The 14153-nt window shown below is 65.7% G+C and carries 13 protein-coding genes; 6 read left to right on the top strand and 7 right to left on the bottom strand.

What is annotated here, in order from left to right:
• Nucleotides 1-35: 35 nt before the first annotated feature.
• Nucleotides 36-1676 carry a GMC oxidoreductase gene (locus ABQE93_RS01545; protein WP_448405502.1) on the bottom strand — a complete coding sequence of 547 codons (1641 nt, stop codon included), beginning with the start codon at nucleotides 1674-1676 and terminating at the stop codon, nucleotides 36-38.
• A gap of 181 nt (nucleotides 1677-1857) precedes the next feature.
• Here ABQE93_RS01545 and ABQE93_RS01540 point away from each other — a divergent pair, with 181 nt between their 5' ends.
• Nucleotides 1858-3126 carry a glycosyltransferase gene (locus ABQE93_RS01540; RefSeq protein WP_448405501.1) on the top strand — a complete coding sequence of 423 codons (1269 nt, stop codon included), beginning with the start codon at nucleotides 1858-1860 and terminating at the stop codon, nucleotides 3124-3126.
• Here the strand turns inward: ABQE93_RS01540 and ABQE93_RS01535 are convergent.
• Complete coding sequence (locus ABQE93_RS01535; RefSeq protein ID WP_448405500.1) at nucleotides 3123-3935, bottom strand: rhamnosyl O-methyltransferase; 813 nt, start codon at nucleotides 3933-3935, stop codon at nucleotides 3123-3125. The genes ABQE93_RS01540 and ABQE93_RS01535 overlap by 4 nt on opposite strands.
• Nucleotides 3936-4164: 229 nt before the next feature.
• Here ABQE93_RS01535 and ABQE93_RS01530 point away from each other — a divergent pair, with 229 nt between their 5' ends.
• From ABQE93_RS01530 to ABQE93_RS01520, 3 genes are read left to right on the top strand one after another with little or no spacing between them, the layout of a single operon-like run.
• Nucleotides 4165-5547 (top strand): nucleotide sugar dehydrogenase, encoded by a 1383-nt coding sequence (locus ABQE93_RS01530; RefSeq protein WP_448405499.1) that lies wholly within the window; start codon nucleotides 4165-4167, stop codon nucleotides 5545-5547.
• Nucleotides 5548-5592: 45 nt separating this feature from the next.
• Nucleotides 5593-6600 (top strand): NAD-dependent epimerase/dehydratase family protein, encoded by a 1008-nt coding sequence (locus tag ABQE93_RS01525; protein ID WP_448405498.1) that lies wholly within the window; start codon nucleotides 5593-5595, stop codon nucleotides 6598-6600.
• The gene (locus ABQE93_RS01520; protein ID WP_448405497.1) at nucleotides 6597-7874 is read left to right on the top strand and encodes a glycosyltransferase; all 1278 of its coding nucleotides are present in this window, start codon (nucleotides 6597-6599) and stop codon (nucleotides 7872-7874) included. Before ABQE93_RS01525 ends, ABQE93_RS01520 begins: the two co-directional genes overlap by 4 nt.
• A gap of 1 nt (nucleotide 7875) precedes the next feature.
• Here the strand turns inward: ABQE93_RS01520 and ABQE93_RS01515 are convergent, their stop codons facing one another.
• The 4 genes from ABQE93_RS01515 to ABQE93_RS01500 form a co-directional block, all read right to left on the bottom strand.
• Nucleotides 7876-8694, bottom strand: a complete 819-nt coding sequence (locus ABQE93_RS01515) for an ABC transporter permease (protein WP_448405496.1) — start codon at nucleotides 8692-8694, stop codon at nucleotides 7876-7878.
• Nucleotides 8691-9446, bottom strand: coding sequence for an ABC transporter permease (locus tag ABQE93_RS01510; protein WP_448405495.1), 756 nt, complete (start codon nucleotides 9444-9446; stop codon nucleotides 8691-8693). The genes ABQE93_RS01515 and ABQE93_RS01510 overlap by 4 nt, the downstream gene beginning before the upstream one ends.
• Entirely contained in the window at nucleotides 9443-10372 is a 930-nt protein-coding gene (locus ABQE93_RS01505) for an efflux ABC transporter ATPase subunit, DrrA-related (RefSeq protein WP_448405494.1), read from the bottom strand. Before ABQE93_RS01505 ends, ABQE93_RS01510 begins: the two co-directional genes overlap by 4 nt.
• 69 nt (nucleotides 10373-10441) lie before the next feature.
• Complete coding sequence (locus ABQE93_RS01500; protein ID WP_448406483.1) at nucleotides 10442-11500, bottom strand: NAD-dependent epimerase/dehydratase family protein; 1059 nt, start codon at nucleotides 11498-11500, stop codon at nucleotides 10442-10444.
• A 262-nt stretch (nucleotides 11501-11762) separates the two neighbouring features.
• Here ABQE93_RS01500 and ABQE93_RS01495 point away from each other — a divergent pair, with 262 nt between their 5' ends.
• Complete coding sequence (locus ABQE93_RS01495; protein ID WP_448406482.1) at nucleotides 11763-12803, top strand: class I SAM-dependent methyltransferase; 1041 nt, start codon at nucleotides 11763-11765, stop codon at nucleotides 12801-12803.
• 6 nt (nucleotides 12804-12809) lie between these two features.
• Here the strand turns inward: ABQE93_RS01495 and ABQE93_RS01490 are convergent, their stop codons facing one another.
• Nucleotides 12810-13313 carry a DUF2505 domain-containing protein gene (locus ABQE93_RS01490; RefSeq protein ID WP_448405493.1) on the bottom strand — a complete coding sequence of 168 codons (504 nt, stop codon included), beginning with the start codon at nucleotides 13311-13313 and terminating at the stop codon, nucleotides 12810-12812.
• A gap of 98 nt (nucleotides 13314-13411) precedes the next feature.
• Here ABQE93_RS01490 and ABQE93_RS01485 point away from each other — a divergent pair, with 98 nt between their 5' ends.
• Nucleotides 13412-14146, top strand: coding sequence for a class I SAM-dependent methyltransferase (locus ABQE93_RS01485; protein WP_448406481.1), 735 nt, complete (start codon nucleotides 13412-13414; stop codon nucleotides 14144-14146).
• Nucleotides 14147-14153: the final 7 nt, after the last annotated feature.

The following is a 14153-nucleotide window of genomic DNA, read 5'->3' as shown; positions in this document are numbered from 1 at the left end:
CCGACAGTCGGCGTCTGCGGGAACCGGCGCTGCAATCAGTTGGGGAAATGCACCCGGTCCACATGCGCGCCCACCCGCAAGGCGTTGGCCGCGACGGTCAGGCTCGGATTCAAACCCGTACTCGACGGAAAGAACGAGGTGTCCACCACGTAGAGGTTCTCCATTCCGTGGGCGCGGTTCTGCGGATCGAGCACACTGGTCGCGGGATTGGTGCCGAATCGGCAGGTGCCGCAGACGTGCCCCATGTTCGAGTTGTCTTTTCCGCTGCCCAGCCTGCGTTTGCGAAACGGTTTCAGCATCTGCTGGAAAAGCCGTTGAAAGGCCGCATGCCGGTCAATTTCGCTGGCGTGCAGCCGGTACTGAATTCGCATGCGTTGGCGGCCGTCGGCGCCCGGGCGATCCGAGAGCAGCACGCGGTTGTCCAGATAGGGAAGGTCTTCCATCATCGTGGCGAGGATCAGTCCGCCGGTGAAGAACTTCTCGTAGATGCGGCGTACTGCCGGGCGCATCAGGCGCAACGCCTTGCCTTGCGGAGTGGGACGGTTGATGAGCCACTCCATGGGCGGTACCGCACCGAACGACTGCACGGTGCCGTATTTCTGGCCCTGATGGAAGTAGAAGTCGTTGAGCCCGATCTCCTTGTTGGCGGCGGTGGTCGTGACGTCGGGCTGTGGCCAGATTTCGATGGGGTCGAGCATGTGACGCATCAGGTTGCGCCCCACCATGTCTGAGCTGTTCGCCACACCTCGCGGCCAGTCCCCTGATCGGGAGTTGAGAAGCAGCACCGGGGTGGCCAGTGCACCGGCGGCCAGCACCACAACCTTGCCCGTCAGTTCAAGACGGCCCGACGGGCTCTCGCAGACCAGCCGTCGGACCCGGGTGCGGTCGGCGTCAAGGGCGACGACCCGGCACTCGGTGAGCATTTGGGCGCCATGTTCTGCGATGGCAGGCAGCACGCCGGCACGGGCCGCGTCGTTCTTGCACGACTGCGGGCACAGATAGGTCTGACAGGTGGCACACCCGTCGGCGTAGTCGCAGGCCATCGGCAGGCGATATGGGTGTAATCCACGACCTGACAGATAGTCGACCAGCGGCTGGTTGTCGGCTGAAAACGGCGGCGCCCCAGGCAGTCCGACCGCAGCAGCCTCCGGTCGCAACGGATCGGCCTGACCGCGCACCCGCAGCAGCTTCTCGGCCTCGCCATACCAGGGCGCCATCTGCTCATAGGTGATCGGCCACGCCTCCGGCACCGTGGAACCCCCGGGTTTGGCGAAGTTCTGCCGCGGCGTGAAATCGTCGACGAAGAACCGTTCACAGACCATGCCGTAAATCGCCGACGAGCCGCCCGTACCACTGCCGATGAACGGCACGAACCGTTTGGGAAAACGGCCGCTGATGTCTTCGACCTCGTCGGTCGAGCGTCCGGCCCTCGCCAGCGCGGCAAAGTACGCCTCGGCCGATCGAGCCGCCGCCGGTTCAGCCAGTTCGGGCATGGCCGAGCGGATGGTGCCCGGGGTGCCGGGCAACGTCGAGCGGCCCTTCTCGACGAACAGGACCCGGCGGCCCGACCGGGCCAGCGAGTAGCCAAACATGCCGCCACCCATGCCGGTGCCCACGACGATCACGTCCCACACAATTCGCTCGGCCTCGCGCGGACTCAGCTCGCCGTCAACCAAAACCGAACTCCTCAGCCGGGGATGGCCCAGCGCGGTTCCCTCTGGTCTGGGCGATTCGGGAGCCTATCAACGATCAGCCGAGCCAGCGGCCAAACGCTGACGCGAGCGTCAAAAACCGGGTAATAATGACCGTTGCTCCTGACGGTGTGTGGGCGCAGGAATGAAAGGCCAAGACCCCACGATGAGATTTGTGCTGTCGAGCTACGGCGGGCGCGGCGACATCGAACCCGCTGTCGTCATCGGCCGTGAGCTGCAGCGCAGAGGCCACGACGTGGGTATGGCCGTGCCACCCAACCTGATTGGCTTCGCCGCCGCCGCCGGTCTCGAGGCGATCGGCTACGGGCTGGATTCGGCGCCGATACTCGAGCTGCAACGCAAGTACTTCACGTGTTACTCGCGCACACCCTGGCGGCTCAAGGAACTCAGGCGCATGGCGCGCGAGACCGAACAGTTCGCGGCCGAGTGCTGGGCGGAGATGACCACGTCGCTAACGGCGGCGGCCGACGGGGCCGATTTGCTGCTCACCGGGCTGATATTCGAGCAACCCGCCGCCAACGTCGCCGAGGCTCTCGACCTGCCGTTGGCCACGTTGCACTACTTCCCCTGCCGGGCCCACGGCCAACTCCTGCCGTTTCTGCCGCCGGCGCTGAGTCGCACGGCGATGACAGTCAACGACTGGTTGGCCTGGCGTGGGACGCGGAATGACGAGGACGCCCAGCGCCGCGAACTCGGCTTGGCCAACGCCGCTGCGCCCGCACCGCGGCGCATCGCCGACCGCGGTGCGCTGGAAATCCAGGCCTACGAGCGGGCGTGCTTCCCGAAACTGGCGGACGAGTGGGCGACGTGGAACGAAAGGCGGCCGTTCGTCGGCGCTTTGGCGCTGGAGTCGCCGACCGACGCCGACGAGGAGGCGGCGGAGTGGATCGCCGAGGGCTCGCCGCCGATCTTCTTCGGGTTCGGCAGCGTACCGATCGGCTCCCCGGCAGAAACGATCGAAATGATCGGCGCCGCCTGCGCGCGGTTGGGTGAGCGAGCCCTAGTGGGCGCAGGCGGAACAGATTTCGGTAGCGCGCCGCGGTTCGGCCACGTCAAGGTGGTAGGCCAGGTGAACTATGCGACCCTCTTCCCGAAGTGCCGCGCGGTGGTACATCACGGCGGCTCCGGCACCCTGGCGGCCTGCCTGCGGGCGGGGGTGCCTCAGCTGATCCTCTGGACGCTGCCCGACCAGCCGTTCTTCGCGGCCCAGCTGAGCAGGATGAAAGTGGGTGCTGGCCAGCGGTTTTCGACGACAACTGAGAAATCGTTGCACGCCGGTCTGTGCCGGATCCTGGACCCCCGGTACCGGACGCACGCCCGCGAGCTGGCCCCGCACATCACCGAATCCTCCGAAAGCGCGTCAGCCGCTGCCGATCTGGTGGAAAACTTCGCTCGCTTACGCGCCAGGCGCTAATTGCGGATGAGGAACCCGTAGGGGGCGAAGGTGAAACCGAACTTGTTCTCTCGTTCCAGGTCATGGGTGTAGTCGTCGGGGAACTCGCGCTCGTAGGCCTCGATGGCCTCATACGGTCCTGGACCCCAGCCCGGCAGGACGGGGTGTCCGTTGACGGTGGAGTCCTCCACCAGCAGATAGTCGCCGGATGCGAGTAACGGCCGCAGCAGTTTCATCTCGCCCAGCACGTGATCCATCGAATGGTCGCTGTCCAGGATGGCGAAGATCTTGCCCGGATACTCCTCCTTGAGCTGTCGGATCTGCTCGGCGACCTCCGGGGCGGTCGATGACGATTCAACGAACAACACGTCGGGGTCGCGTCGCGCCAGGGGGTCCAGAGGTTTGTGCGTGATATCCACCGACAGCACCTTGAACGGCCGACCGATCTGCCTCATCGTGTTGGCGAAGAACAACGCCGAACCGCCTTGGTTCGAACCGAATTCGATCACCAGGGAAGGCTTCAGGTCCACCAGGATCTCCTGGTAGTTCCACATGTCGCTGACCGACTTCCAACAGGTCACCCCCATCCAGGAGGTCTTCCGCCAGACGAAGGTGTTGTAGTACCACTTGTGGTACTCCTCGGCCTCGGTGCCCCGCGGCTGATAGAAGAAAATTGACCGCGCGGAGTTCACCAGGCTGCGTACCGATGCGAAGTAGGCGGCCACGGTCCGCGGCACCTTCGCCCCGTTCGTGTAGTTGCTGATCATCGCGTCGGTGCCAGCTGCCCGCGGGGCGGCCCCTCGCTCGGCGGATTCGTGATGCCACTGCACCGCCGGATGCTAACAGCACAAGCCGACAGATATTGTCGCCTGCGCAAAATATGCTGGTGGAGCAGGCGCCGGCACTTCGCGGGTTGACAGTTCAGGCCGCTGTTGTAATTCTCAAAGTTCAGTTGATTGACGCGAGCGTTAGTTAGACTGCGGCCGTCAGCGAGTGACGAGAGGTCCTCGCTCACATCTGGCCGAACGCGTAGGACGCGCTGGAAGGCTTGGTACCGCAATGGTTAGAGGTGCGTTCGGACGTAGCGACGCCGAAGTCGACCTGTTGGTGCGCGGCATGCGATCGGGCATCGCGCTGGTGGGCTTCGGTTACATCGGCACCGTGATCGGTGCCGTGCTGGCCGACCGCGGCTGGCCCGTCACCGGTATCGACGTGCGCCAAAACGTCGTCGACGAGATCAACCAAGGCAAGACCAGCGTGCCCGAACCCGGGCTGGGAGAACTCGTCGCCAACAGCGTGCGCATGGGTCGGTTGCGTGCGACGTCGGACTTCGGCGCGCTCGCCGACAACGACTTCGTCATCGTCACCGTCGGCACCCCGCTGGGCCCGGACTACGAGCCCATCGTCGACGACATCAAGGCCGCCGCGCGGGCCGTCGGACAACACTTGCGCGAAGGCCACCTCGTCATCCTCAAGAGCACGGTGCCGCCCGACACCACCGAGAACCTGGTCCGGCCGGTCCTCGAAGAGGCGTCCGGACTTCGGGCCGGCGTCGACTTCGGGCTCGCGTTCTGCCCGGAACGGATCGCCGAAGGCCAGGCCATCCACGAACTGACCTCGATACCCGTCGTGGTCGGCGCGGTCGACGAGCGCAGCGCGCGGGCCTGCGCCACACTGTGGCGGCACTCGTTAGGTGTGGACTCGGTCATCGTCGACAACCCGCGCACCGCCGAGATGGTCAAGCTCGCCGACAACCTCTGGGTGGATCTCAACGTCGCGCTCGCCAACGAACTGGCCAAGCTGTGCGACCGGCTCGGTATGGACGCGCTTCAGGTCATCGAGGCCGCCAACACCATGCCGAAAGGCAGCGGCCCGGTGAACATCCTGCGGCCGAGCATGGGAGTTGGCGGTTACTGCCTGACCAAGGATCCGTGGTTCCTCAACCACCTCGGCGAGTCCGTCGGGCTCGACCTGGCCATCCCGCGCACGTCGCGGACCGTCAACGACACCATGCCCGCCTACACCTATGGGCTGCTCACCGAACTGCTCGCCGAACAGGGCAAAACCGTCGCGGCCAGCAAGGTCGCGGTGCTGGGCATCGCGTTCAAGAACAACACCGGCGACTGCCGGCTCACCCCGACGAAATACGTCGTCGAAATGCTCGAGGACTCCGGTTGCCAGCTGTCGATCCACGACCCCTGGGTGCCCGACGAGGAGGCTCACGTGGTGACGACCATCCCGTTGACCCCCGACATCGAGTCCGCGGTCAAAGACGCCGACGCCCTGATGGTGCTCGCCGGACACCGCGAGTTTCACCAGATCTCGCTGACCCGGCTGGCCGAGCTGTCCACGGCCGGATGCGTGTTCCTCGACGGACGCAACAGCTTCGACCCCGCGGCCGTGCGCGCCGCCGGCTTCGTCTACAAGGGGGTCGGCCGCTAAGGCCGAGGGTCGACGCCAAGCCCGCATCGAACAGAGAGAACGAACATGTCCAATGTCGTCGTGACAGGCGGTTACGGCTTCGTCGGGTCCCACCTCGTCACCGCGTTGCTGAACCGCGGCGACACGGTCACGGTATTCGACTTCGCCAAGAACACCCGCGACACGAGCATCGACTTCGACCGGCATCCCGGGTTCCGGTTCGTTCAGGGCGATGTCACCGACCGCGCCGCCCTCGAAACGGCCATCACCCCCGACGTGGACAAGGTCTTCCATCTGGCCTCGGTGGTCGGCGTCAACAAGTACGTGGAGGATCCGCTGCGGGTCGTCGACGTCAGTGTGATCGGCACCCGCAACGTCCTCGAGCTGAGCCATCGGCACGGAGCGCGGGTGGTGTTCACCAGCACGTCGGAGGTGTACGGAAAGAACCCCAACACGCCGTGGGCCGAGGACGACGACCGTGTCGTGGGTTCCACGCGGACCGCGCGTTGGAGCTACAGCACCAGCAAGGCCATGGCCGAGCACATGGTCTTCGGTATGCACGACGCCTACGGGCTGCCCGTGACGGTCGTGCGGTTCTTCAACGTCTACGGACCCCGGCAGAACCCGATCTTCGTGATCTCCAAAAGCATCCACCGCATCCTCAACGGGCAGGAACCGTTGCTCTACGACTCGGGGAACCAGACGCGGTGCTTCACCTATGTCGACGACGCTGTGGCCGGCACCCTGCTCGCCGCCGACAGTGACGCCGGCATCGGCGAGGTCTTCAACATCGGCAGCATGACCGAGACGACGATGCGCGACGCGGTCGATCTCGCCATCAAGCTCGCGAAGGTCGACTCGGTGTCCAGCACGACGGCGTTCGACACCGCGGTGAGCTACGGCGACCGCTACGAGGACATCCCCCGTCGCGTTCCGGACTCGACCAAGGCGCAACGCGTGCTGGGATGGCGCCGGCAGGTCGACCTCGAAGAGGGACTGCGCCGCACGATCGACTGGGCGCGGGCCAACCCGTGGTACCTCGACGAACCCGCCGGGAGTTCTCGCCCGCGATGAAGTTCGTGCTGGCGAATTGGGGTACGCGCGGCGAAGTCGAACCCTTCATCGCGATCGCCCGCGAACTGGTGCGCCGCGGGCACGACGCACACCTGGTCGTCGGGCCCGAGCTGGTCGGTTTCGCCGAGTCGGCGGGGCTGCCGGCCGCCGCGTTCGGGCCGGCGCTGGACACCGTCATCGAGGCGCACCACCAATACTGGAGCCTGCTGTTCAGCAAGCCCTGGCGCGCGCAGGAACTGAACAGGTTGCTGTACGAATTCGCGACACCACTCGTCGAGTACCGCGAACAGGCGCGCGAGACGCTGCTGGCGCTTTCCACCGGCGCCGACCTGCTGGTCTGCGGGATGAACTACGAGGAAGTCGCGTCCAACGTGGCCGAGTTCTGCGGCACCGCGCTGGCGACACTGCAGGTCTTCCCGCTACGAGTCAACGGCCACCAGTTGCCGTTCCTGCCGCCGCCGGTATGCCGCGCTGTGATGGCGGCATCCGAGTGGCTGACGTGGCGGGGCCACAAGGCCGAGGACGACGCCGAACGGCGCGCGCTCGGCCTGCCGAAGGCGACCGGTCACTGGACGCAGCGCATCGCCGCGCTGGATGCGATGGAGATCCAGGCCTACGACGCCGTGTGCTACCCGGGGTTGGCCGACGAATGGGCATCGTGGAATGACGGGGAGATCGCCAGACGGCCGTTTGTCGGTGCGCTGACGATGGGCTTGGCGGCCGATGAGGATGTCGAGACCGCATCGTGGATCGCCGCGGGAACCCCGCCGATCTTCTTCGGCTTCGGCAGCATGCCGGTGGAGTCAGCGGCCGACGCGGTCGCGATGATCGCCGGTGCCTGTGCGCAACTCGGCGAACGGGCCCTGATCGGTGCCGGGTGGGCGGATTTCGGCAGCGTCCCGCACTACGACCACGTCAAGGTGGTGGGCGCGATCAACTACGCGGAGGTTTTCCCGTCCTGCCGCGCGGTCGTGCACCACGGCGGTGCCGGGACCGTCCATGCGGGCCTGCGTGCCGGACGCCCGACCTTGTTGTTGTGGATGCTGCCCGATCAGGCCTGCTGGGCGTCGCGGCTCAAGAAACTCAAAGTGGGTGCGGGGCGACGCTTCGTGGTTACCACCGAGAAATCGTTGGTCGCCGATCTGCGCACGATCCTCGCGCCGGACTATCTTGACCGTGCCCAACGACTCGCCGCCCGGATGACCAAGCCCGCCGACAGCGTCGTTGCCGCCGCCGACCTGATGCAGGCCTTCGCGCTCTCGCGTCGCGCCTGACTCAGCCGCGGACACCGCCGGATTCGGCGGCGATCCGGTAGCTGCGCACCGCGACCGGGCCGATCACTGCCGCCAGGCCCACGGTCCAGACCACGCCCCACAGCAGCGGCCACAGCGGCAGGCCGCCTTGGGCAAGCGTCCGCATGGATTCCACGATCGGAGCCATGGGCTGAAACTTCAGCAGCGGCCACATCCAGGAGGGCAGCGATTCGACCGGCGGCGAGCCGGAACTGGCAAAGACGGCCGTGATTGCGGGCAGGCCCAACCAGATGAGCATGGTGCCGTCCTTGGCGCGCACCGCCACGGCGATCACCGCCATCGCAAAGACGATCACCACCAGCACCGGTACCAGCAGGTACAGCAGCAGTTCGAGCGGACCACCTTCGAAACGGAGCCCCAACCCGATGCCGACCGCGGTGATCAAAGCGGTACTGACCAGCGTGCGCGCGGCTTCGGCGATGAGCCTGCCGGTCAGCGCGCTGGCGCGGTTCACCGGCAACACCCACAGTCGACTGAGCAGGCCGATGTCACGTTCGAAAGACAGCGTCAGGCCGACCGCGATCGCCCCCGAAAATGCTCCCGCTATGGCGCAGGTGGGCACCAGCCCGTAGAGGCTGTCGGTGCCGGTGACGCGCAGGATCGACTTGCCGATCAGCAGGTAGTACGTGATCAGCAGAAAGGTGGGAAAGATCAGGGCCTGGATCGGCACCAGAGGGTCACGGCGCCAGTGCGCGAACTGTTGCCCCGCGAACACCAGGCTCTCGGATAGCAGCGAACTGCGTACGGGCATGGTCGTGGTCATGGTCGTGGATACGGTCATGGCACCCGCCGCTGCATGCGCACCGCCATCGCGCCGAACACGATCAGCAGGCCAAGGCACCACGTGAGGCTGATCATCAGGCTGCTGACCGCGACATGGCCTGCGGCGAGGCCGCGCAGCGCGTCGGTCATTTGCGAGACCGGCTGGTGCCGGACGAACCCGTGCAACCACTCGGGAAACGATTCGACGGGTGCCATCCCGGTGGACAACATGATGAGGATCATCTGGGGGACGAGGAGGATCTGGCTGGCGCCGCCGGTCCTGCCGATCGCAGCGCCCGAGATGCTCACCCCGGTGGCATCCGCAGCCAGCGACAGGGCCAGCGTCAGCGCCAGCACAAAGACGGTGAAGACCACCAGGTGGTCCAGCCCCCCGAGCATCTTGAAGCCGAACGCGTACCCGACGGCGATCGTCACGACCAGCGCGATGACGCCGCGGATGAGGCAGTAGAGCATGCGCGCCGTCAGTGGCGTCATCGTGGAAATCGGCATCGTGCGGAACCGGCGTCCGAGTTCTGATCCGTGGTCGCGGGCAGCCCGATCGACGGTCGTCAACGCGCCGAGCAACGTCACCTGGACGATGATCACGGGCAGCAGGTACTGGGGGTAGCCGATCCCGCCGGTGTCGATCACATTGCGCAGCGCGAAGTTGAAGACGACGAAGATGCCGGCGGGCGCCAGCACCGCGAAGGGCAGATCGCTGCGCAGCGTCTCGCGCACCATGCGTTCGGTCAGAACGGCGACTGCGGTCACGCGGTGATGCTGCCCGTCAGATGCAGGAACACCTCGTCCAGAGACGGCTTGCGCAACGCGATGTCAGAGAACTCGACATCAAGCTGATCGACCCGACGAAAAACCTCCGACAGCGTCGCCATCCCGTTGGGCGCCAACACCGTGACCGTATTGACCTCTTCGTCGGCGTGGGCATCTTCCAGATCTGCCACCGCGGCCAGGACCTTGGGCAGGTCGGCGGGGTTGACCGGGCTGACCGTGCAGTAGCTGATTCCGACCCGGCTCTTCAGGTCGTCGGCTGTGCCGATCGCGACGACCCGGCCGCGATCGAGGACGACGATCGAATCGCTGAGCACATCGGCTTCCTCGAGGTACTGGGTGGTGAGCAGCACCGTCACACCCTCGCCGGCCAGCGACGACACCAGGTCCCACACGCCGCGGCGGCTGCGCGGGTCCAACCCGGTTGTCGGCTCGTCGAGGAAGAGCACCTTCGGCGGAACCACAAGCGCGGCGGCGATGTCGATGCGCCGACGCATGCCACCGGAATAGGTCACGACGGCGCGGTGAGCGGCGTCGGTCAGGTCGAACTGTTCGATCAACGCGTCGGCCCGCGCGTTGGCCTGCTTGCGCCGCAAGCCATGCAGCCGGCCGAACATGACCAGGTTCTCCCGCCCGCTCAACTGCCAGTCGATCGCCGCGACCTGACCCGTCACCGCGATCGATGCGCGGACCCCGGCCGGGTTCTTGACGACGTCATGACCCGCCACAACGGCTTTGCCGTACGTGGGTCGCATCAGCGTGGAGAGAATGTTGATCGTCGTCGTTTTGCCTGCGCCGTTGTGGCCGAGCAACGCGCATACCGAGCCGGAGTCGACGGAAAAGCTCACATCCTGCAGGGCGAGGATCGACCCGTCGAATGTCTTCGCTACACCGTCAAGCTCGATCACGAATATTGACCATAGCGTTAGCGAAGTTGCTTCGGGTGAAGTAGCGACCTCTTCGTCTGCGCTGAAGCGTCACGTTCGCGCGGTTCCTTCGCCGATCCAGTCGAGCAGTGCGCGCATGCCCTCTTCGAGCGACCACTTCGGCCGCCAGTCGAGTTCTTGCATTGTCTGGTCGACGTCACATTTGGCGGCGCGGACGTCCCCGTCGCGGAACTTCGCCACGACGACGGGTTCGGGCGCACCGCACACGGTCGCGATCTGTCGCGCTAGTTCGTGGATCGTGGTCGGCACACCCGAGCCGATGTCGAGGCGCCGGGAGCGCCGCGCAGGCTGCGCGATCGCCGAGAACAGGGCCTCGACAACGTCGTCGATATAGACGAAGTCACGCACGATCCGTCCGTCTTCGTACACCTCCAACGCCTGCTTCTGCCGTGCCAACCGCGCAAAGAGCGCGACAATCCCGGTGTAGGAATTCGTCAGCGACTGGCCCGGCCCGTAGACGTTCTGCAACCGCAGCACGCTGAGGTTGGTGTCGTGGGCAGCGGTCCAGGCGGCCAGCAGATGTTCTTGGGCCAGTTTGGTGGCGGCATAGATGTTGGTGGGACGCGGTTCGGTGCGGCCGGCGCGGCTCGGCAGCGGAACGGCCGTCTCGCCCGTGGGGCTGCGGGGATCCCAGACACCCGCCGCGAGTTGCGCGTGGCTGCGTGGCTGCGGATAGAAGACCTCCGAGCCCGCCTGCCACGCGCCCTCGCCGTACACCGCTCTCGACGAAGCCAGCACGAGCTGCTCGGGAACATGGCCGCAGCGGCTCAGGGCATCGAGGAGTTGCGTCGTCCCGACCACGTTCACCGAGCCGTGGCGGGTGGCCTCGGTAAGCGATTGCGCGGTTCCCGTCTCGGCCGCCAGATGGACGATCTGCGACGGACGACACAACCGCAGTACGGCATCCAGATCCGGAGCATGGGTGACGTCACCGGTGAAAAACCGCACCGACGGCGGCACGTCGATCGATGCGCGATCACCGTGCACCTGGGGATGCAGGACGTCCACGACGGCGACGTCATAGCCGGAGGTGACGAGACGGCGCGCGAGAGCGGAGCCGATGAACCCTGCGCCGCCAGTGATCAGCACGGACGATGACAACGGCCGACCCTCCGGTTCTCTCGTGGGGTGCTTGCTCGGGTCGCCGAATTATTCCACCCGACCGCCCGCCTGTTTTCGGGACCGTCAATTAGGGTGCGACACGTATCCGCCGGCGCTTAGTCTGGCTAGCCGAGAACCTAGGGGGCGAACCAGTTTGGTAATCGCTAAGCGGACGGCGGGCCGCGCGGTCGGATCGTCGGTGGACCGCACGACCCTGCACCGGGTGTGGCGCGCGATCCTCGTCGGCCTCATGCTCGTGGTCGCCGCGGCGTGCTATTTCGTGCCGGCGCTCCTGGTGGCGATCGGGGCGCTTCTGGTGTTCCTCGGCTTAGCGCGTTTGGTCTATCGAGGGCGCGACCGCTACATCCCGAACCTCTACGCCCGCGACACCCGCGTCTACGACGACGACTATCGCGCGTTCATCACCGGCGGCCTCACCGAGCTTCGGCAGCGCAGAATTTCAGGACACACGCTGCTGCACGAAGCCGAGCAACTGCCGCCGCCTTCACCGGAGAACGCCCACGAAGTTCAGCTCGACCTTGGTGTCTGGATCGGCTGGTCGACGAGGCTGGCCGCCGACGCATGCGGGCGCACGGTGCACGGTTTCGACACCTTCTCCGGCCTGGTCGAAGACTGGGCGGTCGACGATCAGATGGTCGTCAAGAAGGGCACCTTTTCGCTGACCGAGCCGCTGGCGCAACGGCTCATGGTCGAGACCGGGGTGACGCTGGACGACGACGGCGTTCCCGCTCCGCTCGGTCGTGACGTGGAGTTCATCAAAGGCATGACTTACGACACGCTCGAGCCGTTCCTGGCCGCTCGACCGGACGCACCGATCCGGCTCTTCCACATGGACCTGGACACCTACGAGAGCTGCCTGCACGCGCTCGAAACCTGCAAAGACCGGTTCATCGAGGGGTCGATCCTGGTCTTCGACGAATACCTCGTCACCAACGCTGAGATGCAGGCGTTCTACGAGTTCCAGAAGAAGTACGGGCTGCAGTGGCGATACCGCGCCTGGGGTCTGGAGATGTGGGAGATGAACGTGGAGATGGTGACCTCGCGCTGGAAGCGCCTCGGTTACTACTTCCTCGCCATCGCGATCTTCTGGCTGCTCGGGGGCGGCAATTTCGCGTGGGCCTTTCACACCAAGCGCTTCTGGCGGTTCTGGCTCGGCGCACCGATCGGCGACATCGTGTTCATGCTGGGCGCGGCCGGCCAGCGCAAGTCGGTGAGCCTGGAGATCACCGGTCTCGGCGCGCTGGCCCGGACTTCCCAGCGCGACGCGTGAGGCGTGTCATGTGTGGTCTTCGATCCATGTCGTGGTGAACCGCACCACCTCCGGAAGGTTGGCAGCCAAGTTTGCTCCGAGCGCTTTCTCCAAGTTGCCGCCCACCAGCGGGATCTTCACCTGCACCCGGCCGGTGAAGCGCAGCTGCGAACCCAAGGCCGCCGGTGCCAGCCACGTCTTCGCACGGCAGGAACCCAAGCCGCCCGATATGGCGACGCTGATCTGCCCGCGCACCTCACCGTCGCCGTCGGGCCGCCAGGTCTCGGCGTGCAGCAGCTTCACTCCACCGGGGAAGAACTTGGTAACGGACGCGGGTAGCAGTTGGCGCCCGAGGTACTGGGTGAGGTGCACTTCCACGGTGCCGTCGGGGTCGACGGAGAGCGAGTCCAACTCGGCGGCGGCGTCACTGGTGGCCAGCCGGGCCTGCCAATAATCCGCACGTGCAAACGCCGCATGGATCTGTTCGACGCTCGCCGGCGATTCGGTCAGGCCTTCGAAAGAGCGGGGCATAACCGTCATCCTAAATTGACGTCAGCGTCATCAATCCCTTGTGAGTGGACCATGTTTGTGGGCAGGATCGTCGCGTGAACTTCAACAGCGGGCTCGTGATGTTGGTCGACGCGTTGCCGGGTGTCAACCGGATCAGGGCGGTCAAACGGGCACTTGCCCGACGCACGAACCCCGTCTACCTGGAGATCGGTGTGTCGCGGGGTCAGGCGTTCCAGCAGATCGCCGCCGATGTGAAGATCGCCGTCGACCCTGCCTTCAACCTCTCGGTGCGCACCCGCGAGCGCGCCGACGCGAAGGGCCGCGTCGTCCATTATTTCGAGACCACCAGCGACGCCTTCTTCGAAGACCAGCACGCTCTCCTCGAACAGCACTCCGTCGACGTCGCGCTGATCGACGGGCTGCACACCTACGAGCAGGTGGTGCGCGACGTCGAGAACACAGTGCGCTACCTGCGCGACGACGGTGTCATCTTCTTGCACGACTGCAATCCGCCGTTCGAACTGGCCAGCCGCCGCGCGGAGTCGTGGGAAAGCTTCATGGCCCAACAGAAGGGTCCGCTGCTGATCGGGATCTGGAACGGCGATGTCTGGAAAGCGATCGTCCAACTGCGCAGCACCCGCGACGACCTGCAGGTCGGCGTCCTCAAGTGCGATCAGGGCGTCGGGTTCGTGCGCAAAGGAACCCCGGAAACCACCCTGCCGTATTCGGCGGAACAGATCGAAGCGCTCACCTACGCCGACCTCAAAACCGACCGCAAACGCCTGCTCAACCTGAAACCACCCCGATACCTCGACGAATTTCTCAATGCGGGCGCCGGGTCACCCCCGAGATAACGACCAG

The sequence above is a fragment of the Mycolicibacterium sp. XJ662 genome (assembly GCF_053484035.1).
This window is presented reverse-complemented; position numbering and strand designations above follow the sequence as displayed.